This window comes from Rhodococcus sp. DK176 (assembly GCF_038447315.2).
Classification (GTDB): Bacteria; Actinomycetota; Actinomycetes; order Mycobacteriales; family Mycobacteriaceae; genus Rhodococcus_F; species Rhodococcus_F jostii_A.
Map to the genome: position 1 here is coordinate 4611980 of NZ_CP118321.2, position 25159 is coordinate 4637138.

Annotated in this window: 21 protein-coding genes, 1 tRNA gene and 1 pseudogene; 12 read left to right on the plus strand and 11 right to left on the minus strand. The window is 67.7% G+C overall.

The genetic code is table 11. From position 1 onward, the window contains the following. Together PSR88_RS21820 and PSR88_RS21825 are read left to right on the plus strand one after the other, a co-directional pair. Entirely contained in the window at positions 1–666 is a 666-nt protein-coding gene (locus PSR88_RS21820) for a GAP family protein (RefSeq protein WP_016884510.1), read from the plus strand. A 359-nt stretch (positions 667–1025) separates the two neighbouring features. Continuing rightward, on the plus strand, positions 1026–2066 hold the full coding sequence (locus tag PSR88_RS21825; protein ID WP_342338436.1) for an IS30 family transposase: 1041 nt from the start codon (positions 1026–1028) through the stop codon (positions 2064–2066). On the opposite strand, the gene PSR88_RS21830 is transcribed toward PSR88_RS21825, so the two are convergent. From PSR88_RS21830 to PSR88_RS21840, 3 genes are all read right to left on the minus strand, one after another. Next, positions 2063–2203, minus strand: coding sequence for a hypothetical protein (locus PSR88_RS21830; RefSeq protein ID WP_342338437.1), 141 nt, complete (start codon positions 2201–2203; stop codon positions 2063–2065). The two genes, PSR88_RS21825 and PSR88_RS21830, sit on opposite strands and share 4 nt — an antisense overlap. Before the next feature lie 147 nt (positions 2204–2350). Beyond that, complete coding sequence (locus tag PSR88_RS21835; protein WP_016884511.1) at positions 2351–3655, minus strand: metal-dependent hydrolase family protein; 1305 nt, start codon at positions 3653–3655, stop codon at positions 2351–2353. 27 nt (positions 3656–3682) lie between these two features. Further along, complete coding sequence (locus PSR88_RS21840; protein WP_016884512.1) at positions 3683–5344, minus strand: alpha/beta fold hydrolase; 1662 nt, start codon at positions 5342–5344, stop codon at positions 3683–3685. A 169-nt stretch (positions 5345–5513) separates the two neighbouring features. Here PSR88_RS21840 and PSR88_RS21845 point away from each other — a divergent pair, with 169 nt between their 5' ends. Then, positions 5514–6185: a FadR/GntR family transcriptional regulator gene (locus PSR88_RS21845; protein WP_016884513.1), complete on the plus strand. Its 672-nt coding sequence runs from the start codon at positions 5514–5516 to the stop codon at positions 6183–6185. Positions 6186–6283: 98 nt separating this feature from the next. Here the strand turns inward: PSR88_RS21845 and PSR88_RS21850 are convergent, their stop codons facing one another. Together PSR88_RS21850 and PSR88_RS21855 are read right to left on the minus strand one after the other, a co-directional pair. Further along, positions 6284–7186 (minus strand): hypothetical protein, encoded by a 903-nt coding sequence (locus PSR88_RS21850; protein WP_009477356.1) that lies wholly within the window; start codon positions 7184–7186, stop codon positions 6284–6286. 61 nt (positions 7187–7247) lie between these two features. Continuing rightward, positions 7248–8186: a formylglycine-generating enzyme family protein gene (locus PSR88_RS21855; protein WP_011596746.1), complete on the minus strand. Its 939-nt coding sequence runs from the start codon at positions 8184–8186 to the stop codon at positions 7248–7250. 133 nt (positions 8187–8319) lie between these two features. On the opposite strand from PSR88_RS21855, the gene PSR88_RS21860 reads away from it, so the two are divergent. Then, positions 8320–10113 (plus strand): multicopper oxidase family protein, encoded by a 1794-nt coding sequence (locus PSR88_RS21860; protein ID WP_029539708.1) that lies wholly within the window; start codon positions 8320–8322, stop codon positions 10111–10113. Between the two features lie 111 nt (positions 10114–10224). Here PSR88_RS21860 and PSR88_RS21865 read toward each other — a convergent pair whose 3' ends face one another. Next, positions 10225–11856: a transposase gene (locus PSR88_RS21865; RefSeq protein WP_342338438.1), complete on the minus strand. Its 1632-nt coding sequence runs from the start codon at positions 11854–11856 to the stop codon at positions 10225–10227. 176 nt (positions 11857–12032) lie between these two features. On the opposite strand from PSR88_RS21865, the gene PSR88_RS21870 reads away from it, so the two are divergent. From PSR88_RS21870 to PSR88_RS21885, 4 genes are read left to right on the plus strand one after another with little or no spacing between them, the layout of a single operon-like run. After that, positions 12033–12626 carry a TetR/AcrR family transcriptional regulator gene (locus tag PSR88_RS21870; protein ID WP_009477359.1) on the plus strand — a complete coding sequence of 198 codons (594 nt, stop codon included), beginning with the start codon at positions 12033–12035 and terminating at the stop codon, positions 12624–12626. Then, the gene (locus tag PSR88_RS21875; protein ID WP_016884515.1) at positions 12623–14113 is read left to right on the plus strand and encodes a flavin-containing monooxygenase; all 1491 of its coding nucleotides are present in this window, start codon (positions 12623–12625) and stop codon (positions 14111–14113) included. Before PSR88_RS21870 ends, PSR88_RS21875 begins: the two co-directional genes overlap by 4 nt. After that, positions 14110–15822 carry an FAD-dependent oxidoreductase gene (locus PSR88_RS21880; protein WP_016884516.1) on the plus strand — a complete coding sequence of 571 codons (1713 nt, stop codon included), beginning with the start codon at positions 14110–14112 and terminating at the stop codon, positions 15820–15822. Before PSR88_RS21875 ends, PSR88_RS21880 begins: the two co-directional genes overlap by 4 nt. Next, entirely contained in the window at positions 15806–16450 is a 645-nt protein-coding gene (locus tag PSR88_RS21885) for a hypothetical protein (RefSeq protein ID WP_016884517.1), read from the plus strand. The genes PSR88_RS21880 and PSR88_RS21885 overlap by 17 nt, the downstream gene beginning before the upstream one ends. A 5-nt stretch (positions 16451–16455) precedes the next feature. Here the strand turns inward: PSR88_RS21885 and PSR88_RS21890 are convergent. Beyond that, positions 16456–16830 (minus strand): annotated as a pseudogene (locus PSR88_RS21890) (ArsR/SmtB family transcription factor); the annotation flags it as partial. Between the two features lie 46 nt (positions 16831–16876). Here PSR88_RS21890 and PSR88_RS21895 point away from each other — a divergent pair. The 3 genes from PSR88_RS21895 (at position 16877) to PSR88_RS21905 (ending at position 19965) form a co-directional block, all read left to right on the plus strand. Continuing rightward, positions 16877–17335 (plus strand): Fur family transcriptional regulator, encoded by a 459-nt coding sequence (locus PSR88_RS21895; RefSeq protein ID WP_011596752.1) that lies wholly within the window; start codon positions 16877–16879, stop codon positions 17333–17335. Between the two features lie 54 nt (positions 17336–17389). Next, positions 17390–18859 (plus strand): catalase, encoded by a 1470-nt coding sequence (locus tag PSR88_RS21900; RefSeq protein WP_016884518.1) that lies wholly within the window; start codon positions 17390–17392, stop codon positions 18857–18859. A 302-nt stretch (positions 18860–19161) separates the two neighbouring features. After that, positions 19162–19965 carry a metal-dependent hydrolase gene (locus PSR88_RS21905; protein WP_016884520.1) on the plus strand — a complete coding sequence of 268 codons (804 nt, stop codon included), beginning with the start codon at positions 19162–19164 and terminating at the stop codon, positions 19963–19965. Position 19966: 1 nt separating this feature from the next. Here the strand turns inward: PSR88_RS21905 and PSR88_RS21910 are convergent, their stop codons facing one another. The 3 genes from PSR88_RS21910 to PSR88_RS21920 all read right to left on the minus strand — a co-directional run bounded on the left by PSR88_RS21910 (position 19967) and on the right by PSR88_RS21920 (position 22206). Then, positions 19967–20977, minus strand: a complete 1011-nt coding sequence (locus PSR88_RS21910; protein WP_016884521.1) for an ABC transporter substrate-binding protein — start codon at positions 20975–20977, stop codon at positions 19967–19969. A 129-nt stretch (positions 20978–21106) separates the two neighbouring features. Continuing rightward, positions 21107–21180: transfer RNA gene (locus tag PSR88_RS21915), tRNA-Pro, on the minus strand. Between the two features lie 54 nt (positions 21181–21234). Next, complete coding sequence (locus tag PSR88_RS21920) at positions 21235–22206, minus strand: metallophosphoesterase (RefSeq protein WP_016884522.1); 972 nt, start codon at positions 22204–22206, stop codon at positions 21235–21237. A 67-nt stretch (positions 22207–22273) separates the two neighbouring features. Here PSR88_RS21920 and PSR88_RS21925 point away from each other — a divergent pair, with 67 nt between their 5' ends. Further along, a complete protein-coding gene (locus PSR88_RS21925; RefSeq protein ID WP_005248498.1) occupies positions 22274–22741 on the plus strand; it encodes a GatB/YqeY domain-containing protein in 468 nt (155 codons plus the stop codon). 55 nt (positions 22742–22796) lie between these two features. Here PSR88_RS21925 and PSR88_RS21930 read toward each other — a convergent pair whose 3' ends face one another. Further along, on the minus strand, positions 22797–25142 hold the full coding sequence (locus tag PSR88_RS21930; protein ID WP_029539710.1) for a penicillin-binding protein: 2346 nt from the start codon (positions 25140–25142) through the stop codon (positions 22797–22799). Positions 25143–25159: the final 17 nt, after the last annotated feature.

The following is a 25159-nucleotide window of genomic DNA, read 5'->3' on the forward strand; positions in this document are numbered from 1 at the left end:
ATGGGCTCAGTCATCGGAGAACTGTTACCGCTCGCAGTGGGTGTCGCGATCTCGCCGATACCGATCATCGCCGTCATCCTGATGCTGCTGTCGAAGCGTGCGGGCGGTGCGAGCGCGGGCTTCGGTGTCGGCTGGATCCTGGGGATTCTTGTTGCGACCGGCATCTTCATGCTCGTCGCCGGCAGCATCGACACGTCCGGCTCCGACGGTCCGTCGGCGACCGCGTCGTGGGTGAAGGTGGTTCTCGGTGTGCTGCTGCTCCTGCTCGCGGGGCGGCAGTGGAGAAGCCGCAATGCCCACGCGGAGCCGCCGAAGTGGATGCAGGCCATCGACGACCTGAACTTCGTGAAATCCACCGGTCTCGGATTTGCGCTGGCGGCAATCAATCCCAAGAACCTGCTGCTCTGCGTGTCCGCGGGCGTCGGGATCGGTACGGCCGGGGTGAGCGGCGGCGAGCAGGTGGTGGCGCTGATCGTGTACACGGTGCTGGCCGGATCGACCGTCCTCGTCCCGGTCATCGCCTACGCCGTCGCAGCCGACAAGATGCGCGGGACCCTCGACAACCTCAAGGTCTGGCTCCAGTCCAACAACGCCGCGGTGATGAGCGTGCTGCTACTCGTGATGGGGGCCGTCGTCCTCGGTAAGGGATTCGGCGGCTTGTTCTGACAAGCGCGGACTTCGCCGTGGGAGTGAGGGTCAACGCGGGTGCGTGCGGCCGATCGGCGGCGCAACGTATAACTCGGAAGAGCGGTGCGGGGCCGAGCGGTTGCGGGGCGGATTCCAGTGAACGTCGCAACACCCGACGCTAATCGGAGGTTGCGATGCACGACTCGACACAGCCCAACAGTGGGCACCCCGGTGTTGCTCTGACGGAGAAGCGGGAACAGTTCGCTCGGCTGATCCGGCAAGGGGTTGGTAACTCCGAGGCGTGCCGCCGTGTCGGAATCAACCGCCGGACCGGGACACGATGGCGGTTCGGGCGCACAATCACCAATACGGCCGGCGAGCCGGTGCACTATCCGCCAGTGACTTCTGACGTTCGCACGCGGCCTCGCTCGCCCCGCTACCTGTCCCTGGACGAGCGGATCATGATCGCAGATCTCCGCCGGGCCGGCTGCGGTGTCCGCGCGATCGCATCCGAGCTCAACCGATCACCGTCGACGATCAGCCGGGAGCTACGCAACAACGCCACCGACAATGAGTACCGTCCGCACGCTGCCCAGCGGCTGGCCGTGCACCGGATCGGGCGCCCTCGCGCCCGCCGCCTCGATACCGACGCCGTCCTGGGCGCGCACGTCGCACAGTTGCTCAGCGACCTGAAGTTCAGCCCGGAACAAGTCGCGCATCAGCTCCGCGTCGATTTCCCCGGCCAACGAAACCGGCATCTGTGCCCGGAGAGCATCTACCAGGCGATTTATGACCAACGGTGCGGCCTGACACGGCCCGCGAAACGGTCCTTGCGGACCGGCCGATACCGGCGTCGCCGCCGCCTGTCGGGCTTGGAACGTCGCGGCCGGTTGACGAATATGACGATGATCGACCAACGACCCGACGAGGCGGCCGACCGCAGCGTGCCCGGGCATTGGGAAGGTGATTGCATCATGGGAGCGGGGAACAAGACGGCGATCGGCACGCTGGTCGAACGACGAAGCCGGTACTGCATGCTGATTCACCTTCCCGGCCGAAACCGTGCCCAGGAACTTCGTGACGGCATCGCGGCGGCGATGGCAGCACTGCCGCCGCAGCTTCGGAAGACCCTGACCTGGGATCAGGGCAAGGAGATGGCATTGCACCAGCAGATCTCCGCCGAGACCGGCCTGGACGTGTTCTTCTGTGACGCCCACTCGCCGTGGCAGCGCGGCAGCAATGAGAACCTCAACGGGCTTCTGCGTCAATACTTTCCCAAGAGCAGCGACCTCGGCATCTATACGCCGGAGCGTCTGGTCGAGGTTGCCTCCCAGTTGAATAGTCGACCCCGCAAGACCCTGGAGTGGGCAACTCCGGTCTCGCTTCTTACTGAGATACCGTCATCCCACGACAGGCCCAACTGTTGCGACGTTCGCTAGATTCTGCCCGGGGATTCTTGGTCCCGGCGCGCGGAGAAGGTGGCCGAACCGACGGCGCGGCATCGTTCGTGGAGCTGCCAGTCCCAGAATTCGGTGACGGCGGTGAGCTTGGCCTGCTGGAGAGTCGACTGCGGCACGGTGGTTTCTCCTCAGGAGGGAGAGGGAGCCGGGTGACGGTCCGCCGCGGGCAATGAGGTGTCGGCGGACGTGGTTGGCCGTGGCCGGCCGGAGGGGTGGGTGCGCCACGCTCCCCACCCCGCCGACCGCCGACGGTCAGCGAATTCCTACGCGGGGATGGGGGTGCCGCGGTGGGTTTCGCTGAGCTCGGACGGGCGCGCGGACTGTCCGGAGCCCGGGTCCTTGTGGAAGGCACCGTTCTTCATGATGCCCACGATCTTGGACTGGTCCTGAAGGATGGTGATGTCTTCGAGCGGGTCACCGTCGATGAGGATCATGTCCGCGTAGAACCCGGCCTTGACCTGCCCGAGGTCGTCGGGCATCCGCATGATCTGCCCGCCGAGTGCGGTGGCCGAGAGCAGCGTGTCCTTCGGGGAGAACTCGAGTAGTTCGACGAAGTGCTGCAGGTCGCGGGCGTAAGTGCCGTGCGGGGTCCAGGCGAAGCCGTAGTCGCCGCCGGGCAGCACCCGGATGCCGCGTTCCTTCATCTTCTTCAGATTGTCGATCGCACAGTCGAGTTCGTGCTGGTATCCGGCAGCTTCGGCGGCCTCGGGGGGATACCCGAACGCTTCGGCGTCGTGCAGGGTGGCGACCAGCCAATTCAGCCCGGGTGCGACGAAGATGCGGTCCTTCTGCTCTTCGAGCATGTCCAGACCCTCCTCGTCGGTGAAGGAGGCGTGGTAGATGATGTCGACGCCGTTGCGCAGCGACATCTTCACGCTCTCCCCGGACCTGGCGTGGGAGCACACCCGCAGTCCCCGGCGGTGCGCCTCGGTGACCGCGGCGAGGGTTTCCTCGTCCGAGAAGTAGTTGTCCTCGGCGTGCTGGTTTCCGGTGATCTCCTCACCGGACATGCTCAGCTTCACCAGGTCCGCGCCCAGGTCGACGTTGCGCCGGACGGCCTTGCGCATCTCCTCGGGACCGTCGGCGAAGGCGGTGATGCCCTTGACCAGGGCGCCGCCGGTGACCGCGATTTCCTGACAGTTCGCCAGGTAGCGGGGTCCGGGGATCTGGCCGGCGTTGATGGCGTTGCGGATGACCACATCCAGTCGCGGCTTGGCGGCCGCGGCACCGACGCACATGGTGTAGCCGGAATCGATGTAGGTCTGCGCCGAGCGGGCACACAGCAACGTGTGTTCCTCGACGCCCATCGTCCCGAGACCGGGCAGGTCTGCGGAGTTGACCCAGGAGAAGTGGGTGTGAGCATCACACAGACCCGACATCAGGAACTTGCCCTGGCCGTCGATGACCCTCGCGCCTTCGCGAGGCAGATCTCCTGTGCCCTTGCGGACCTCGGCAATGCGTTCGCCTTCGACCAGCACTTCACCCTCGTACGGGTCGGAGCCGGTGGAGTCGAAAATCCGAACGTTGGTGAAAAGGATGGACTGATCGGGGGTGTTGGCTGACGTCATTGTCGCCACTCCTTTCTTCGGAGAAGCTCAGGGCTTGTTCAGGAATTCCTGGAGCCGGTTGGTGACAGCACTGGGATCTTCGAGGGAGTGCCAGTGGCCCACCCCGTCGAGCACGTGCTTCTGGGCGTTGGGGTAGATCGAGAGCAGTTCGTCGTTGACCGCGACCGGGCTGACCTTGTCCTCGTCGCCGGTGAGCAGCAGAACCGGGACCTCGATCGACGCGAAGTCGGGTTCGACGGCGGCGGCGAGTGCCTCGCAGGCGCTCGCGTAGCCCTCGGGGTTCTGGCCGAGCAGCAGTTCGCGGACCAGGGCCACCGACGTCGGGCGGGTGCTGTGCGTTTCCTGCGACAGCGCCGCTGCGACGACGGTGTCGGCGACGGCGGACATACCGCCTTCGCGGACGGTGCGGGCGCGGGCGCGGGTGGCGGTTTTGGCTGCCTCCGGCTGAGCGCGGACCGCCCCGAGGAGCGCGACCTTGCTGACACGCTGCGGGTACTTGGCGGCGAACGTGTTCGCGACCAGGGTGCCCATCGAGTGCGCGACCAGGGCGGTCTGCTCGATGCCCTCCGCGTCGAGCAACTCGCGCAACTCCTCGACCCAGTTGTCGATGCTCGCGGGACCGGCGAATGGGGAGCGGCCGTGACCGGACAGGTCGTAGCGCAGCACGGTGTGGGTTTCGGCGAGCGTCGCGATCTGCGGCTCGAACACGGTGGTCGCACCGCCGAGGCCGTGGATCAGCACGACCGCGGGTCCGCTGCCGGTCTTCTCGACGAACAGCTCGCTGGTGCCGACCGGGGTGAGGTGGTCCGCAGCGGCCGGGATGCCGATGGTGTTGCGCAGTTCGCCCAGGCCGGGTGCGGAGACGATGACCTCGTCGCCCTCGACGAGGTACTTCGGCGGGTCGAAGCCGATGCCGACGCCGACCGGGGTGCCGGTGGCGATCACGTCACCGGGTTCGAGGGTGATGCCGGCCGAGAGCGTCTCGATGATGGTGGGCACGTCGAAGATGAGCTGGGCGGTGTTGGTGTCCTGGCGGAGCTCGCCGTTGACCCGGGTCTGCAGCTGCAGGTCGTTGATGTCGATCTCGTCCGCGGTGACGGCCCAGGGGCCGAGCGGGCAGAACGTGTCGAGGGACTTGCCGATGAACCACTGCTTGTGGTCGCGCTGCAGGTCACGGGCGGTGACGTCGTTGATGAGGGTGTAGCCCCACACGTAATCCATCGCGTCGTCGCGGCTGACCTTGGAGGCGCGCTTGCCGATGATGATGCCGATCTCGCCCTCATAGTCCAGGGCCGAGGTGATGTCGGTGTGCGGGTCGACCGGATCGCCGCAGGCGATGACCGTGGCGGCGGGCTTGGTGAAGACCACCGGGTACTGGGGCACGTGCTGACCGTCCGCGGAGCCGGTCGCGTCGAACCCGCTCTCGGCGAACTCGGCGGCGTGCTCGGAGTAGTTCCGCCCGACGCAGAACACGTTGCGGTGCGGGGTGATGGGGGCGAGCAGCTTTCCGCCTTCGGCAGGGGTGCTGGTGCTCAGCCGGCCGAGTGCGGCCCGGCCGCCGGCGATGATCTCCTGCAGCTCGCGCACTGGGGCACCGGTGTCACCGAACTGCACGGGCAGTGCAGCTCCGTTCGCGTCCACGGCGCAGACGACCGCGCCGTTCTTACCTTGAATCCGCGCGAAGCGCATGAGACCTCCTGTGAAACCAATGTGAACCAAACCGGGTTGAGGTTCGTATTGGTTACGATAGGTCGAGGCTGGTGTGATCGTCAACACGTGATTTTTCCGATTGCTGGCAGGGGAGCTGTTGACCAAGCCCCTATAATTGGTTCGAATTGGTTCGTCGAGAGGAGTTGTTGTGACCCTGGCTGTGGGACCTACGGCTGCCGCTCTGCGGCACATCGAAGCCGTCGTCGCCGAGCGGCAGTTGGGCCCGGGCGACAAGCTGCCGACCGAGCGGGAACTCGCCGCCGAGGCCGGTGTCAGCCGTGCCGTGGTCCGGTCTGTACTCGAGGACCTCGAAAACCGTGGAACAGTGGTGCGTTACGTCGGCCGGGGCACGTTCCTCGCCCCCAGTGAATCCGCGGCCGCGGAGACGGCGAATCATCCCAGCCCCAGCGAAATCATGAGCTCGCGGCTCATCCTCGAACCGGAACTGCTCCCACTCGCCGTCGCCGCAGCGACCCGTGACGACATCGAAGAAATGCGGCGCTGCCTGCGCGGCGGGAACGGCGCCCGATCTTCGGAAGAGTTCGAACGATGGGACACCGCGCTGCACCACAGCTTCGCGCTCGCCACCCACAACATCGTCCTGATCGGGGTCAGCCAACTCCTCATCGACAGCCGTCAACAACCGATCTGGGGTGGCCTGAAGAAGCGCACCTTCAACCCGGAGTTACATCGCGAATACTGCGGCGAGCACGAGGACATCGTCGAAGCCATCGCCGACCGGGACCCGGACAGCGCCCGCACCGCGATGCGCGTGCATCTGCGGCACGTCCGCACGACCCTGTTGGGCGACAACGCCTGACCGCACCACAGCACCACCGACGAAGTGGCCACCGGTCGACCACACTTCGGCGGTCTCGGCTCATACGCGTACGACGACGTGGCCCCGCGCGGCGTCCGTCAGGCCGCGTCGTCGTGTGCGGGTGAGTCCAGCGCGGGGGCAGGTCCGCGCAGATATTGCCCGACGTAGCCTTCGTCGAGCGCGATGGCCTTGACGATCACCGCGGACCCCACGATCACGACCGACAGGACGAACAGCCAGCTGATCGCGGTGAACACCAGGCCGAGCGGTCCGAACTGGTGTTGCGCGGCGGCGGTGATCCGGGGCAGGACGAGACGTCCGCCGACGTGGAGAGCGGTGAGCGCGGCGGCGGTCAGCGCCCCCGTCGCCCAGAGCACGCGACCCTTGAGGGTGCCCATCGTCAACAGGTACGGACTGAGGGTCCACACGGCCATCCACACCGCGAACTCCACGGCGACTGCGAGAGGTGGCCCGATGAACCGGACGGTCGTGAGCTCGGCGGCCAGGCCGATCGCCGTCCCCGACATCGCAACGGCGAACAGGACGACGAGCCACCGCCAGGCGTCTCGGAGGGTGATCGACGGGACGTTCCAGATCTTTCCGTAGATCCGGGCGAGGGCCCTCGCGAAGGACGTGCCGCTGATCGCGATCATCAGCAGACCGACGACCCCGAACGCGGCGAAGGAGGGGTTGGTGGTGTCGACGGTGCCGGACGTGGTCGTCAGTTCCGTGGGGTCGAAGCCGAACTGGGTCTTGATGGTGCGTGCGGTCACGTTCCAACTGCTCAGCGTCGATGCCGCAATCATCACGGGCAGCACCGACGTGAAGATCCTGGCGGCGAGCGTCATCGACCGGTCGACGAGTTCGATCGCGATCAGCCCGTCGATGACGCGTCGAACCGTGCGGCCGGGTGGTGTGCCCTGCAACCAGCCGTTGGCCGTTTCGGTCCGCGCGGCCAGCGCTTCCCGGGCCAGCGCCACAGACAATTTGGTGGACCGCACACCACCGACTCAACCGCAGTGGACGCGGCGCGTCTTCATCCCCGTGAGGTGAGAAAGACCGTCACGGGCGGATGATGCACCGGAACCCGATGTGGCAGGTCGACGTCTCCTCGGTGTCGCCCTGCCGGGCGGCGGGTCGGTAGCGCAGGCAGTAGTTGGGCGCGCAGAGGTGCGAGCCGCCCTTGATCACGCGGCGCGCATAGGGCTCGTCGGGATTCTCGACGCGCGCCGTCTCGACTCGCGGGTTGGTGGGAATGCAGCAGGAATTGGCGGGCGCGACGTTCTTCCCGCTCGCGGAGTGATCGGCGGTGAAGTAGTCGGTGGTCCATTCCCACACGTTGCCGGCCATGTCGCTGAGTTCGTAACTGTTGGGCCGGAAATGGCCGACCGGCGACGTCCCGGCAAAGCCGTCCTCGAGGAGGTTCTCCCACGGGAACCGTCCCTGCCAGACGTTGCCGCCGGGCCTGCCGCCCGGTTCGTGCTCCTCGCCCCAGACGAACGGCTTCCGGTCCAGGCCGCCGCGGGCGGCGAACTCCCATTCGGCCTCGGTCGGCAGGTCCTTGCCTGCCCATTCCGCGTAGGCGCGGGCGTCGAACCACGACACGTGCGTGACGGGATGGCGTTCGCGTCCGCCGACATTGCTGCCCGGACCCTCCGGGTGGCGCCAATCCGCTCCCGGCGTGAACGACCACCAGCGGGTGTAGTCGTCGAGCGGGACGGGCCCCGGTGTCGGGGTGAACACGAGCGAACCGGGCACGAGCAGAGCCGGATCCGCGCCCGGGTACTGCGCGGGATCGGGTGCGATCTCGGCGGTCGTGACGTGGCCGGTGTCCTTCACGAACCGCCGGAATTCGGCCACGGTGACCTGGTGCGCGTCCATCCAGAATCCGTCGACGGTCACCTGGTGAACGGGGCGTTCCTCGGGGTAGAAGTCCTCCGAGCCCATCCAGAAGGTGCCCCCGGGGATCCATGCCATGTTCTTCGGAGCTGCACCGGTCATGGAGTCAGACTGGCACGACGGTGGTCGCTGCGCGAAGAGACGCCCCGTAAACCCGGTGAGAGGGGCAACCGTTGCGGTACCGTCGGCTACTCGATTCGCAATGCTGTTCTCACCGTGCAGGGGGCTCCTCCGAATGGATCGACGGATTCCGCGTAGGTCGTTCGTTCGTGGATTGGCGCTGACGGCCGGGCTCGGGGCCGTCGGGGTGGGATCGGCGAGCGCCTACCCGTTCGGGATCGATCCGTTGCGGCCGTTCGTCTTCTCCTCGCCGCCGCTCCAGCCGTTCCGGGAACAGTTGCCGCCGTTGCCGATGATGGGTGGGAGCGCCGTCGTGGTGCACGCGAGCAGCACGACGCACGTGTTCCATCCCGATCTGCCCGCGTCGCCGGCCCTCGGCTACGGCGGCATGGACTACCTCGGCCCGACGATCGAAGCCCACGTCGGCGAGCGGACCTCACTGACCTACCGCAACGACATCGCGAGCAACCCCCTCGCCGCCGACGTCGACCCGCGGATCCACGGCGTGAGCGAGCAGGACCGCACCCAGGTGCCGACGTCATTGCACTTGCACGGTGGTCGGACGCCCCCCGAGTTCGACGGGCACCCCGAGGACACGATGCGGCCCGGGCAGGGGATGGTGCACGATTTCCCGAACCGGCAGGAAGCCTGCGCGCTCTGGTATCACGACCACGCGATGGGCGTCACCCGGCTCAACATCTACGCCGGGCTGGCGGGCATGTACCTGCTGCGCGACGAGTACGACACCGGTCGGAGCGGCAACCCGCTCGGTCTGCCGTCGGGCGAATTCGAACTCCCGCTGGTGTTGCAGGACAAGAACTTCACCGACGACGGACGGCAGAGCGTCCGTTCCAACCCGCTGAATCCGCAGGGCAGCTGGGAGGCCGCCACACCCGGTGACGTGGGGGTGGTCAACGGCAAGGTGTGGCCGGAGATGTCGGTGGCGCGGGGCCTGTACCGCCTGCGGATGGTGAATGCCGCATCGTTCAGCGTGTGGAATCTGTTCTTCGAGAACCGGATGAGGTTCTGGGTGATCGGCGCCGAGGGCGGGCTGCTCGACGCGCCGGTCGCCACCGACCACGTCCGGCTCGGACCCGGCGAGCGGGTGGACCTCCTCGTCGACTTCGGAACCCTCGCACCCGGCACGACGGTGGAACTGCGCAACGACGAGCCGATCCCCGCGCAGGTCGCGCAGCGCGGGGTGCAGATCATGCCGCGGTTCTGCCGGTTCCGGGTCGGAACCGCTGCCGGGTTCACCGGTGGCGTTCCGGAGACGCTTCGGGGCGGAAGCCGTGGTCTCACCGTCCTCCCGCCCGTCGCGCCGCCATCGGTCGTACGCAACGTGTCGGTGATGCAGCTCGCGCAGGGCCCCGGTCAGCCGTCCCCGCTGATGTCGCTGAACAACCTGCGCTACACCACCGACGACATCGAGATGCCCCGGCAGGGCACCGTCGAGCAGTGGAACATCGTCAATGTCACGCCGGAACCGCATCCGATCCACCTGCATCTGGTGACGTTCCGGGTGGTCGGACGGCAGTCGATCGACACGAACGCCCTGATGCAGGCCGTCCCGGTGCCTGCCGTCGGGATGCGGTGGACGCCGTCGGCGGACCCGTTTGCTCTCGGGCCGAACCTCGCGCCGCAGGTGTGGGAGTCGGGGTTCAAGGACACGGTGATCGCGGACGCGAACTCGATCACCCGGATCATCGTCCGGTTCCCGACCGCGGACGAACTCGGCTTCGACCCGGATGCCACGTTCGGGATGTCGGCGCACACGATGGATCACTCCGAAGGCGGACACGGCCACATGGAGCAGGCTTCGCGTCCCCTGCAGGGTTACGTGTGGCACTGCCACATGCTCGACCACGAGGACCACGACATGATGCTGCGGTACCGCGTGGTGCCCTAGGCCCGTGAGTACTTATTAACCGCCGGGGGGCTGTTGCGGAATTGAGTGAGGGTGGTTTGGTTCTCTCGTGACTTGGCGGGTGCCGGTGCGGGCGGGGGTGTCCCCGCCTGGTCATGAGGTGGCCGGGAGCGGGGTGCCTGCGGTCAGGTGGGTGAGGATCTTGCCCAGGTTGTGCACTGCGGCGTGGAACGCCCATTCGCTGCGGGCGCGGTCGAGTCCGCGGCTGGTGAAGCGGCGGAATCCGAGGTTGTGTTTGGCGTGCCCGAACACGGTTTCGGCGATGGGTGAGCGTTTGCGGTAGGTGGCGATGCCGGCCTCGGTGCGCAGCCGGCGGGTCATGGCCTGGATCGGATCCGATTGCGGCGGTGGCGGTCCGGTGACCGGATCAGCGGCGGCGGCAGCCTCGAGGTGACGGGATTTGCCGGTGGCGATCAACCGGTCCGGGCCCGGCGAGGTGAGATTGGCGCGGGAGCAGTAGCCGGCGTCGAAGAGCATCACCCCGATCAACTCCTCCGGGGCCGGGGCCGGGGCCGGGCGGGCAGGGTCCGCGCCGACCGGGTTCGTGTCGCGGCGGGAGGTGTCGATCAGCTGCGCGGCCTTGCCTGCCTTGTCGACCATGTCGGGGAAGTAGTCGTAGTCGACCGGGCCGGTCCCGACCCCGGTGGCCAGGATCAACCCGTCCTCGCTGGTGAAGGCCTGGCAGTTGTAGCCCTGCACCCAGCCGCCGCCGCGCAGCGGCTGCAACCGCGAGTCGGGGTCGGTGGTGTTGCGGCGCCGCTGCCCGGCGGCGGCGGCGCGCTCACCCTCCTTGCGGAGGGCGGTGTCGAGTTCGGTGCGCCGGCGCCGGACCAGGTGGTGCTCGTCGACCGGCTTCGGTGCGAACCGGGTGCCCCCGCCCCCGGCCGCGGTGCCACCCTGGAACCGCTCGATCACCGCCTGCTGGGCGGCGACCGCCTCGGCCAGACGCCGCTCGGCGGCGGCGACCTCGGCCCCGACCGGCACCCGGCCCATCACCGTCTGGCCCGCGTCGAGCCGGGCCAGATAGTCCTGTGCTTTCCCCTCCCGCTCGCACTGTTCGGCGTCCTTCTCCGCGTCGAGCTGGGCCAATGCCTCGGCGATCCGGGCCGAGCGGGTGCTGGGATCGGCCAACTCCGCCGGCACCTGTCCCGGGCCCGAATCGTCCTCGCCGTAGAGGTCGTCCTCGGCGTCATCGGTGGCGGCGTGCGCGGCCACCGCGGCGGCGGCGATCCGCGCGGCCTCGGCCTCGGCTGCCCGGCGCAGCCCGTCCTCGGTGCGGTTGGCGTCCTTCGATGCGTTCGAGGCGATCTTCACCCCGTCCAACGCGATCGTCTCGAGTCGGCCCAGACCCAACCGTGCGGCCAGCATCAGGACCTGCGTGAACAGGGCCTCGCAGGCGGTGTGGTTGTCCTTGCGGAACCGTGAGATCGTCACGTGATCGGGGGTGTCGCCGGCGCAGATCACCCGGTAGGACACCACCTCCGAGCAGGCCCGCTCGATCTGCCGCGACGACCGCATCCCCCGCGACCACGCCCAGATCAGCAGGGTCACCAGCATGTCCGGGTCGTACCCGGCGCGCCCGGCACCCCCGGTGCGGCGAGAGCCGTGAAAGGCGCTGGTGTCGAGATGGGTGTCGACGATCTCGATCACCGTCCACACCGGATGCGTGGGCGGCACCCACTCCCGCATGTCCGGCGGCAACAAAAACTGCTGGTCACGATTCACCGGTCGATATCCCTTGGCACCAACACATTATTCAGGAAACCCAAGGTCAGGGAATGGTGCCACGCGGGCGCTCCGTCCCGGGCTTTCGAAACAGCCCCCCGGACGTTAATAAGTACTCACAGGCACGCAGCGCAAACTTAAAAGCAGTCTGGACTGTTTTCTATTTTCCGCCTACAGTGCTGGGTGTGACACCTGACACAGAAGTGGTCAAACCGACCCGCACGCAGGCCGAGCGGACCGCGGCGATGCGCACGAAGCTGCTCGACGCGGCCGTCGACTCCCTGGTCGAGCTCGGGTATGCCCGCACCACCACGCAGGGCATCGCCCGGCGGGCGGGGGTGTCGCGCGGCGCGCAGCTGCACCATTTCCCGACCAAGGAATCGCTGGTGGTGGCCGCCGTGGAACATCTCGTGGACAAGCGGATGGAGGAGATCCTCGCCGCCGACGTGGACGCCGGCCGCGGCGTCGACGTGCTCGCCGACGCCTTCTCCGGCCCGCTGTTCTATGCCGCCCTCGAGTTGTGGGTGGCCGCCCGCACCGACCCGGCGCTGTACGAGGCGACGGTTCCGCTCGAGCGGAAGGTCAACGACGCTCTGCGCCGCGGGTCGGCGGAGGTGTTCGGCGATCGGTTCGACGCCGACACCATCGAGCTCAGTATCGAATTGGTTCGCGGTCTGGCGGTGTCGGCACTGTTCCGCACCCCCGAGGCCGAGCAGTCACTACGCGCGCGGCTGTTGCCCGTGTGGGAATCGAAGGTGGAGAAGTCGTGAATCTTCCGCAGCACGTACACACCCTCATCGTGGGGGCAGGTTTCGCGGGCATGGGACTGGCGGCGCGCATCCTGCAGACCCAGCCGCAGGCCGACGTCCTGATCATCGAGCGCGGCGACGACGTCGGCGGCACGTGGCGAGACAACACCTACCCGGGATGTGCGTGCGACGTCCCGACGTCGCTGTATTCGTACTCGTTCGCGCCGAGCGCCGACTGGAGTCACACGTTCGCCCGCCAACCCGAGATCCACCGTTATCTGAAGAAGGTCGCGGCCGAAACCGGGGTCCGGTCCCGGGTGGTGACCGATTGTGAACTGCAGGAAGCGCACTGGGACGACGACGAGGCCGTGTGGACCGTCCGGACCAGTCGCGGAACGGTGACGGCGGACGTCGTGGTGGCCGCGACCGGTGCGCTGTCGACTCCCAGCGTCCCGGACATGCCCGGGTTGGAGACGTTCGGCGGCACCACGTTCCACTCGGCCACGTGGAACCACGACCACGACCTCACCGGTGAGCGCGTGGCGGTCATCGGTACGGGTGCGTCCGCCGTGCAGTTCGTGCCGGAGATCGCCCCCGTGTCCGAGCATCTCACCGTGTTCCAGCGCACTCCCGCCTGGGTGATCCCGCGCCTCGACCGCGAGCTGTCCGGCTCCGAGAAGGGCCTCTACCGTCGACTGCCATTGGTGCAGAAGGCCGTCCGCGGGACCGTGTACGGCTTCCGCGAAGCGCTGGGTGGAGTGCTCGCCCACGCTACCGGGCTGCTGCCGGTGTTCGAGATGGTGGCCAAGGCGCATCTGCGCCGGCAGGTGCGGGATCCGGAACTGCGCCGGAAGCTCACACCGAACTTCACGATCGGCTGCAAGCGGATGCTGCTGTCGAACGACTGGTTGCGGACCCTCGACCGTCCCGACGTCACCCTCGTCGACGCGGGACTCGCGGGGGTCACACCGGACGGCGTCGTCGACGCGCTGGGTAACGAGCACAAGGTCGACACCATCATCTTCGCGACGGGCTTCACGCCGACGGAACCGCCTGTGGCGCACGCATTGCGCGGTGCGAACGGCCGTACCCTCGCCGAGCACTGGGACGGGAGCCCGAGTGCGTACAAGGGGACCACTGTCGCCGGTTTCCCCAATCTGTTCCTGATGTACGGTCCCAACACCAACCTCGGGCACAGCTCCGTCGTCTACATGCTCGAATCGCAGTCCGCGTACATCGCCGACGCCTTGAACGTGATGCACCACAGCGAGATCACCGCAATCGAGGTCACCGAGGAGGCGCAGCGCCGGTACAACACCCGCATCCAGTCCGAACTGCAGACCACCGTGTGGAACAAGGGCGGCTGCTCGAGCTGGTACTACGACTCCGAGGGTCGGAACTCGGTGCAGTGGCCGACCTTCACCTGGAAGTTCCGCTCCCAGTTGCAGCGTTTCGATCAGGAGAACTACGTCTCACGACGCAGGGCCGCGAAGGAGACCGTCGCGTGACGCATTACGACGTGATCGTGGTCGGCTCCGGTTTCGGTGGCAGCGTCGCGGCGCTCAGGCTGACCGAGAAAGGGTACCGGGTCGGCGTTCTCGAAGCGGGCAGGCGCTTCGCCGACGACGAGCTGCCCGAGACGAGCTGGCGGCTGCGGCGTTACCTGTGGGCGCCGTGGCTGGGCTGCTACGGCGTGCAACGGATCCACCTCCTCCCTGACGTCCTGGTCATGGCCGGGGCGGGGGTCGGGGGTGGGTCGCTGAACTACGCGAACACCCTCTACCAGCCGCCGCGCCGCTTCTTCGAGGACAAGCAGTGGGCGCACATCACCGACTGGCAGTCGGAGCTGGCCCCGTATTACGAACAGGCGAAACGGATGCTGGGCGTGACGACCAATCCGTCGTTCACCCCCGCCGACGCCGTCATGCGTGAGGTGGCCGAGGAGATGGGCGCCGGTGAGACGTTCACGTCCACACCGGTGGGCGTCTTCTTCGGCGAACCGGGGTCACGGGTGGCCGATCCGTTCTTCGGCGGAGTAGGGCCCGAGCGCACGGGGTGCACCGAGTGCGGCGGTTGCATGACGGGTTGCCGTGTGGGCGCGAAGAACACGCTCGTCAAGAATTACCTCCACCTCGCCGAGAAGGCGGGCGCCCGGGTCCATCCGCTGACGACGGTGAAGGAGTTGCGCCCGCGATCGGGCGGGGGCTACGAGCTGCGGACCCGCCGCACCGACGGCATCCGCAAGCGGGAGCACTCGTTCACCGCCGACCACGTGGTGGTCGCCGCAGGCACGTACGGCACCGCCCGGCTGTTGCTGGCGATGAAGGAATCCGGTGCGCTGCCGTGGTTGTCGCCGAGGCTGGGGTCGGTGGTGCGCACCAATTCGGAGGCGGTCCTCGCGGCCACGGCGAAGAACCGCGCCACCGACTTCACGAAGGGCGTGGCCATCACGTCCTCGTTCCACCCGGACGATCACACCCACATCGAGCCCGTGCGGTACGGCAAGGGCAGCAACGCGATCGGACTGTTGCAGACCGTCCTCAGCGACGGCGGCGGCAGGACGCCGCGGTTGCTGAAGACGGTCGGCGTCGCGTTGCGCCGCCCCGGGGCGTTCGTGCGGAGCCTGTCGGTGCGGCACTGGTCGGAACGCACCGTGATCGCGCTCGTGATGCAGACCGACGACAATTCGCTCGAACTGGCCAAGGGGCGGGGCCGCCTCGGTCGCGCGGTCACCAGCCGTCCCGGACCCGGAGATCCGCCACCGGAGTGGATCCCGCAGGGTCACACGGCCATCCGCAAGGTGGCCGAACGGATCGGCGGAGACCCCGGCGGTTCGTTCGCCGACGTCGTGAACATTCCGATGACCGCGCATTTCCTCGGGGGTTGCACCATCGGGGACTCGCCGGACACCGGCGTCGTAGACCCCTACCTCCGGGCGTACGGCCACGACGGTCTGCACGTGGCCGACGGTTCCGTGGTGAGCGCGAACCTCGGCGTCAACCCGTCACTCACCATCACCGCCCAGGCCGAGCGTGCATTCGCGCTGTGGCCCAACAAGGGTGAGGCCGACACCCGGCCCGAGCCGGGCAAGCCATACGTACGTATCGAACCGTCGCCGCCCCGGAATCCGGTGGTACCCGCCGACGCGCCGGGTGCGCTGCGGCTCCCGCTGACGGTCACCACCCGAAGGGAAACAGTCCATGTGGAGCGTGCCTGAATCGACCACCCGGCGCACCGACTGGCCCGAGAGCTCGCCACCCCCGTGGCCGGCGGGGGTGCGCGCGACACTGTGGTGGCACCGCAGCACCACGGCCGCTCGCGCGCTCGGACCCGACGGTGCCACCGTGCCGTTGACCCTCGCGATGATGGTCGACTACCTCGACTCGCCGGTCGGCCCCTACCGGGAAATCCTCGCCAGTCCGGTGCTCCGCGCGCCCGGACGTCGCATCGGCCTCCTGCCGCGCATGGCGGTCCCGTTCATTGCCGTGGATTCGGAACCCTCCGTGCACGGCGGCCGCGTGCACTGGAGCCTGCCGAAGGTGCCTGCCGAGTTCGGCGGCGACGTGCACGGCGACTTCGAAGCCTCGTCCGACACGTGGCGCGTCGTCACGAGCACTCGTCCGCGCGGACCGCGGCTACCGATCGCCGGCGCGCTGGGTTTCGCTCAACCCGGCGACCACGGCCTCGTCACGGCGTCCGCGCGACTTCGGGGCCGTTTCCGATATGCCCGCGTGGACGTGACGGCCGAAGGTCCCACCCTCGGTGACTGGCTGACGCCCGGCACCCACCACGGCATCGTGATCACGGACGGCCGGATGACCACCGGACCCGCGCAGCACCGCTGACCCGCTCAGGCCGGTCGCTGTCCGATGCCCGCGACCACGCCGGTGAGACGTGGCAGCACGGTGTCGCGCCAACCCGGACCCATCCGCGTCGCGGCTGCGCTTGTGGTCGAGGTCGAAGCCGGAATGGTCGAGGAACAGGCCGGTGCCCGCACCTCGGGAACGAGGCGCCAGACAAGCGTCCAGTTCTCGGCGGTCAGGTGGTAGTGCCGTTGCCGCCCGGACGGTTCGTCGCGGACGAGCCCGGCCCGGCGCAGGACCTGCAGGTGCTCTGCCACGGCGGGCCGGCTGAGGTCGAACCGGCCGGCGAGGTCCCCGGCGGTGAGGGGGCCGTCCACCGGGATTTCCGGCAGGCGCCGTCGCGCGGGGTTGGCGAGGGCGACACATCCTTTTCTTGACTAATTCCAAAAAGGCGCGATACTTGAACACATGCGACACGACACGGATCCCAAAGCGCAGCTGCGCGAGGTGGGCCTGCGTGTCACTGCACCACGTGTTGCAGTGTTGAATGCGGTTGCCGTGCGGCCGCATTCCGACGTCGACGACATTGCGGCCGTAGTTCGTGAAGAGCTGGGATCGGTCTCCACCCAGGCGGTATACGACGTCCTCAAGGCGTGCACCGCCGCCGGCCTGCTCAGACGTATCGAGCCCGCGGGATCGCCCGCGAGGTTCGAAACCCGTACCGGAGACAACCACCACCACCTCGTGTGCCGCAGCTGCGGGACCGTCGTGGACGTGGACTGCGCCGTCGGTGAGGCTCCGTGCCTCGACCCGTCGGAGGCCCACGGTTTCGAGATCGACGAGGCCGAGGTCGTCTTCTGGGGGCTCTGCTCGCAGTGCCGGACCGGCGCGCAGAGCGGAACCGGGTCGGCAGCAGCCCTGTCCTGACCCCGTCCGTCCCCACCGCTCCACCCTCACCCGATGCAACCTGGAGGCTTTGCCATGCCTGAAACACAGCGCGCCACCACCAACAACTTCGGAATTCCCGTCGCCAGCGACAACGAATCCCTCACGGCGGGCACGCAGGGCCCTATCCTGCTGCACGACCACTACCTGATCGAGAAGCTCGCCCAGTTCAACCGGGAGCGTGTCCCGGAGCGCGTCGTCCACGCCAAGGGTGGCGGTGCGTTCGGCGAACTGGTCGTCACCCACGACGTGAGCCGCTACACGAAGGCCACGCTGTTCCAGCCCGGCGTCAGGACCGAGTCACTGGTCCGCTTCTCCACCGTCGCCGGCGAGCAGGGCAGCCCCGACACCTGGCGTGACCCGCGCGGATTCGCCGTGAAGTTCTACACCGAGGACGGCAACTACGACCTCGTCGGCAACAACACGCCCGTCTTCTTCATCAAGGACCCGATCAAGTTCCCCGACTTCATCCACTCGCAGAAGCGACTGCCGGGATCCGGTCTGCGCGACCACAACATGCAGTGGGACTTCTGGACGCTGCGGCCCGAGTCCGCGCACCAGGTGACCTGGCTGATGGGTGACCGCGGAATCCCGAAGACGTGGCGTCACATGGACGGTTTCGGCTCGCACACGTACCAGTGGGTCAACGCCGAAGGCGAACGGTTCTGGGTCAAGTACCACTTCAAGACCGATCAGGGCATCGAGTTCCTCACGCAGGACGAGGCCGACACCCTCGCAGGCAACGACCCCGATCATCACCGCGCCGACCTGTACGACACGATCGCCCGCGGCGAGTTCCCCAGCTGGACGCTGAAGGTTCAGGTCATGCCCGTCGACGAGGCCGAGGGCTACCGGTTCAACCCGTTCGACCTCACCAAGGTGTGGTCGCAGAAGGACTACCCGCTGATCGAGGTCGGCAAGTGGACCCTCAACCGGAACCCCGACAACTTCTTCGCGCAGATCGAGCAGGCCTCGTTCGAGCCGTCGAATGTCGTTCCGGGAACCGGCTTCTCGCCCGACAAGATGCTGCTGGGGCGGGTCTTCTCCTACGCGGACGCGCACCGGTACCGCATCGGCGCCAACTACGCGCAGCTGCCGGTCAACGCGCCGAAGAACCAGGTCAACTCGTACTCGCAGGACGGTGCGATGCGGTACGCCACCAATTCGCCCGAGACCCCCGTGTACGCGCCGAACTCCTACGGCGGCCCGCACGCAGACGCGTCGCTCGCGGGCGACGAGGGACAGTGGGCGTTCGACGGCGAGTCCGTGCGAGCCGGCTACATCGAGCACGCCGAGGACGGCGATTTCACGCAGGCGGGCACGCTCGTCCGTGAGGTCCTGAGCGACGAGGAACGCGACCGCCTGGTGGACAACATCGTCGGCCACGCGCTCGGCGGCGTCAGCGAACCGGTTCTGCTGCGGGTCTTCGACTACTGGAAGAGCGTCGACCCCGACCTGGGCAAGCGAGTGGAAATCGGTGTCCGGGAAGGGCAGAGCCAGAACTGATGTCGGTGGTGAGGCAGGCTCAGAGCAGGCCCCACCAATAGATCAGCACGGCGAGAACGAACACGATCACAGTTTCCACGACGACCCTCCTCCGCCCGACTGCACACATCTCCATCATCCACCTTCAGCGGGGACGGACGCCACTGCGCTTCGCGCCCGTGAGTACTTGTCAACCGCCCGCGGTTAACAAGTACTCACGGCCGTGTGACAGGTGTGTCGGATGTTGTTGCTAGGTTGGGCGGTGTCAGGACACCGGCTCGGATGACCGTGTCCCGAGTCGGGGTCGAAAGGTGCTGTCTTCCATGGTGATGGGTCCCACCCATGCAATGTCCGGTGCGGCTGTCGGTCTGGCGGTGGCGGATCTGCTGCCGCTCGACTGGGGTGGGCCCACGTCGACCGCCGAGACCTTCACGTTCGCGGCGGTGTGCGCCGGAGCGGCGCTTCTCCCGGACCTGGACACGAGCCAGTCCACGGTCGCGCGCTCGTTCGGTCCGGTCAGCAGCGTCGTCGCGAAGGGCGTCGATGCGGTGTCGCTGGCTTTCTACACCGTCACCAAGGGCAAACGCGACGGCAAGCGGCGTGGCGGGCACCGCACGCTCACCCACACGGCCCTGTTCGCCGCCGGTATCGGGGCCGGGGTGTCCGCGCTGGTCGTCCAGTTCGGCAAGCCGGCCATCATCGCGACGCTGTTCGTCTGCCTCGGGCTCGCGCTCCGCGGGCTGGCCGGGGAGCTGGCCAAAGAAAAAGGCTGGCTGGCGGTTTCGGCGGTCGCCGCGGTGCTGTCCGCGCTCACCTGGCAGTCGTATCCCACCGAGGCCGGTTCCACCGGACTCGGAGTTGCGGTGGCCCTCGGCTGCGCCACCCACTGCCTCGGCGACGCCATCACCAAGGAAGGCGTCCCCTTCCTCGCCCCGTTCCTCACACTCGGCAAGGAACGGTGGTGGGAATTCCGGCTCCCGTCGTTCCTGTCCATCCGGGCGGGCGGGCCCTTCGAGAAGGTCGTGCTCGGGCCCGCCCTGACGGTGGCCGTCGGACTCATGGTCATCTGGGCCATCGACGGTGCGCCGCAGGCAATCTACGACGCATTCATGCCTGCCCCACAGTGACTCAGGCGGTCGCGAGCATGTTCTCGAGGTCGTCGAGGACGAGCATCGCCCCGGTGGGTCCCAGCGCGAGGAACCAGGTCTCGTCGCTCACGTGGACGGCCTTGCCGTCCTTCACCGCCTGCATCTGATTCCACAGCGGGCCGCCGACCACGGTCGACTCGTCGGTGGACTCGGGCGCGCCGTAGCTGGAGTAGAAGATCCGGTCGGCGTTCGCCTCACCGATCGTCTCCTGGCTCACCTCGACGGCGAGTTCGTCGACGTTCTGCACCGTCGGACGCGGAAGTCCGACGTCTTTCAGGATGACACCGATGAACGACAGGTTGCCGTACAGGCGGATCTTGCCGGACATGAACCGGACCAGCGAGATCGTCGGCTCGCCCGTGATGGTCTCCTGGACCTCGTCGGCGCGGGTCTGATAGGCGTTGAGTACCTCCTCCGCCTTGGTCTCCTCACCGAGGGCGTCGGCGACCAGCAGGAAGTTCTCCTTCCACGGGAAACCGGGGCGGATGCCGAACACGGTCGGTGCGATGGACGACAGCTGCGGGTACAGCTTGTCGGCGCGCAGCTTGCTGCCCAGGATCAGATCGGGCTGCAGCGCGGAGATCGCCTCGAGATTCAGGTTGTTGGTGGTCCCGACGTCCGGCACCCCGGCCAGCTTGTCGGCGAGGTAGGACGGCTGGCCGGCGGCGCTCTCGGGGCTGGCCAGTCCGACGGGCGTGATGCCCAGGGAGAGCACGTCGTCCAGCTCACCGCCGTCGAGGACGATCACCCGTTCGGGCTTCTTCTCGATGACGGTCTCGCCGAGCGCGTGGGTGATGGTCCGGGGGAAGGCGCCCGGTTCGGCGTCGGTGCCGAGCTTGGCGGTCTCGGCGTCCGCCGTGGCGAACAGACGGCCGCCGGTGGCGACGTCGGCGTTGCCGGCGGACGACCCGGTGTCGGTGGTGCCGCAGGCGGCGAGAAAGACGGTGGCCAGGGCAACCAGCCCGGCGCGTACGTAGAGCCTCGAAGACATGAGGTGAGGCTAGCCTGAGGTTTTGGGCGGGTGCTCGCGGGGTCCCGGGCAATCGGACAACGCCTCCGCCATGCAGAAGAGGCCCTGACCGGCGAACCGGTCAGGGCCTCTTCTCGGTGTCTCACACTGTCGGGGTGGCGGGATTTGAACCCACGACCTCTTCGTCCCGAACGAAGCGCGCTACCAAGCTGCGCCACACCCCGTGTTGAACCTCGGCTAGCTTACATTACCCAGCCGGTGACCATTAAATCCCCTGGTCAGTTGCGTATAACGGTGCTCTCCGACGACTCGGTGCGACCCCGCGCGGCGTCGGCGTCCGCGCCGCCGCGCTGAGCCGGAACCAACGTCAGGAGCGTCGCCTCGGGGCGGCAGCAGAAGCGGGCGGGCGCCCACGGGGACGTCCCGATCCCCGCGGACACGTGCAGCCGGGTGTGCGCACCCCACTTGGACGGACCCTTCACCCGCGAACGGTCGATGTCGCAGTTGGTGACCAGCGCGCCGTAGAACGGCAGGCACAACTGACCGCCGTGCGTGTGGCCCGCCAGGACGAGGTCGTAGCCGTCGTCCGCGAACCGGTCGAGCACCCGGGGCTCGGGCGAGTGGGTGATGCCCAGTCGGAGATCGGCCAGCGGATTGGGCGGACCGGCGATCGTGTCGTACCGATCGCGCTTGAGGTGCGGATCGTCGACACCGGCCGACGCGATCCGGACACCCGACACCTCGAGGTCGCGGCGGACGTGCGTGACGTCGAACCAGCCGCGCTCGGTGAACGCGGCCCGCAGGTCGCCCCACGGCAGCGGCTCGCCGAGGACACGCTTGTGGTCCTTGCGGAAGTACTTGAGCGGGTTCTTCGGCTTGGGCGCGAAGTAGTCGTTGCTGCCGAAGACGAACAGTCCGGGGCGGGCGAGCAGATTTCCGAGCGCCTGGACCACTGCGGGCACGGCGCGCTGGTGCGACAGGTTGTCGCCGGTGTTCACGACGAGGTCGGGGTCGAGGTTGTCCAGTTCCCGCAGCCAGTTCTGTTTCAGCCGCTGTCCGGGCATCATGTGCAGGTCGCTGATGTGCAGCACGCGGAGCGTCGACGACCCGGGTTCGAGTACCGGCATCGTGACCTCACGCAGCGCGAACGCATTGCGCTCGATGAGCGAGGCGTAGCCGATGCCGAGGGCGGCGGCACCCGCTGTACCCAGGGCGGCGCGGGTCAGGTTGGCACGGAACTCGTCAGACACTCTTCCAGGATACTGATGAGCGCAATCGAGATGCAGTGGACGAATCGGGGCGCGTAGCGTTTCGCCCATGCCAGATTCACTGAAAGCAAGACTGCGCTCCGACATGACGGCCGCCATGAAGGCCAAGGATTCGCTGCGCACCGCCACCATCCGCATGCTGATGGCCGCCGTGCAGACCGAAGAGGTCTCCGGCAAGGAAGCCCGCGAACTCACCGACGACGAGGTGCTGAAGGTCCTCGCGAAGGAGTCGAAGAAGCGCGGCGAGTCCGCCGAGATCTACACCGAGAACGGTCGAGGTGAGCTGGCGGCGCAGGAGCGGGCCGAGGCGCAGATCATCGACGAGTACCTCCCGACGCCGCTGACCGACGCGGAACTGGTCGACGTCGTGGACACCGCGATCGCTCAGGTGGCCGAGGAAATCGGTGAGCGTCCCGGCATGCGTCAGATGGGTCAGGTCATGAAGGCCGCCGGCGCACTCGCGGGCGGCAAGGCGGACGGTTCGCGGCTCTCGCACGCGGTGAAGTCCCGCCTCTGACTCCCCGAGGTGAGTGGGAAAGCGTGCGTCGACACACTTTCCCACTCACCTGCGGTCACCGGGGTATGGGCGGCAGCTGGATCGGCGGCAGGCCGGGCAGCTGGATGGGCGGAACGGGGATCCCCTGAGCCGGCGCCTGCGGGGGAGCGGCCTTCACCGATCCGTCGCTGACGTAGATCGTGATGGTCGACCCCGGAATGGCCGAACCGGACGGCGATGCGCTCGTGACCGTCCCCTTGGCCGCCTGCGACGCGGTGGTGACTGCGTTCACGGTGAACCCCGCTCCCTGCAGACGGGACGTGGCGGCCGACTGGCTCAGCCCGGTGACGTCCGGAACCTGACCGTTCTGCGATCCCCGCGCGTACTTCTGGTCGACCGGAGGCAGCGTCGTCGGCCCGAAGTTGTTGGCGATGGGGTTCATCGCCGCGTACCAGGTCCGCGCCGGTTCGTTTCCACCGAACAGGTTGCCGTCGCCACACGGCCGCAGCGGGGCCGAGCAGATCTCACCCGGCGTCGGCGAGTCGCCGAACACGTAGACGGCGGCGGCGAAGTTGTTGGTGAATCCGAGGAAGCCCGAGGACATGTGGGATTCGGTGGTACCCGTCTTGCCTGCCATCGGCAGCGTCCAGCCGACGCTGCCCGCCGCCCCGGCGGACGTGCCGCCGGGCTTGTCGTCCTTGCTCATGGCGTTGGTGAGGGTGTCGGCGAGACCGGGTTCGACCACCTGCTCGCAGGCCTGCTGGGTGACCGAGACAGGCTTGCCTTCACGGTCGAAGACCGAGTCGATGGGGGTGGGCGGGCACCACTTGCCGTGCGAGGCGAGCGTCGCCGCGACATTCGACAGTTCCAGGGGATTGATCCATGTGGGCCCGAGGGTGAACGACCCCAGGTTCTGATCCTTCTGGAAGTCGGCCATGCTGCGGTCGTCGAATCCCGAGGTGCCGGGCTGGGTGTACGAGCGAAGACCCAACCGCACCGCCATGTCGACGGTGGGGGCGACTCCGGTCGCCTGGATCAGCTTGACGAACGCGGTGTTGGGCGACTGTGCCAGCGCGTCCGTCACCGACAGTGCCGCGGGGTACTTGCCTGCGTTCTCGACGCAGTACGTGGCCGCGGGGCAGCCTCGAGCACCACCGCTACCCATGCCCCTGGCCTCGAACCGCCCGGGCACGTCCAGGATGGCGTTCGTGCCGAGGCCCTTCTCCATGGCGGCGGCAGTCGTGAAGATCTTGAAGATCGACCCGGCGCCGTGACCGGCCAGTGAGTACGGCTGCGCCTGCACGGTCTCGTTGGCGTTCGCGTCGAGGCCGTAGGTGCGGCTACTGCCCATCGCGAGGATCCGGTGCGAATCCTGGCCGGGCTGGACCACGTTCATGACGTTCGCGATGCCGTCGAGTTCCGGGCTGGCGTTCGCGTTGAGCGCCGCCTTGGTCGACGCCTGGACCGCGGGGTCGAGCGTGGTCTTGATCAGGTAGCCGCCCTTGTCGATCTGCTCGCGGCTGATGCCGGCGTTGGCCAGATACTGCAGGGCGTAGTCGCAGAAGAAGCCGCGGTCGCCGGCGGCGATGCACCCGCGGGGCAGCCGGTTGGGTTCGGGCAGCACGCCGAGGGGTGTGTCCTTGAGCTGCCGGAGTTCGGCGGCACGCTCGGGAATGTTCGAGATCATCGTGTCGAGAACCACGTTGCGTCGTTCGAGGACGCCCTCGGGGTTCGTGTACGGGTTCAGCGCCGAACTCGACTGCACCATGCCCGCGAGCATCGCGGACTGCTGAGTGTTCAGTTCGGAGGCGTCGATGCCGAAGTAGGTCTGTGCGGCGTCCTGGATGCCGAACGAGGCGTTGCCGAACGGAACCAGGTTGAGATAGCGAGTGAGGATCTCGTCCTTGGTGAGTTCCTTGTCGAGCGTCAGCGCCATCCGGATCTCGCGGATCTTGCGGGCGGGCGTCGTCTCGATCGCGGCGCGGCGTTCGGCGTCGGTCTTGGCCACGACGAGCAGCTGGTAGTTCTTCACATACTGCTGGTCGAGGGTGGACGCGCCCTGCTGCACCTCACCGCTCGTGGTGTTGGTCAGGAAAGCGCGCATCGTGCCCTGCCAGTCGACGCCCTTGTGCTCGGGGAACCGGCGGTCCTCGACGGAGACGATGGCGAGCTTCATCTCGTTGGAGATCTTCTCGCTGGGCACTTCGAAGCGCCGCTGGTCGTACAGCCACGCGATGGGATTGCCCGCCGAGTCGACCATCGTCGAGACCGCGGGAACCGTTCCTTCGACCAGTTCGGCGGACACGTTGTCGACGGTGTCAGCCGCCCTGTTGGAGGCGTAACCGAACCCTCCGGCGAGCGGAAACATCACGCCGGCGAGGAGCACTCCTGCCAAGGCGGAGGATCCTGCGAGCTTCCCCACTGTTTTTGCAATCGACA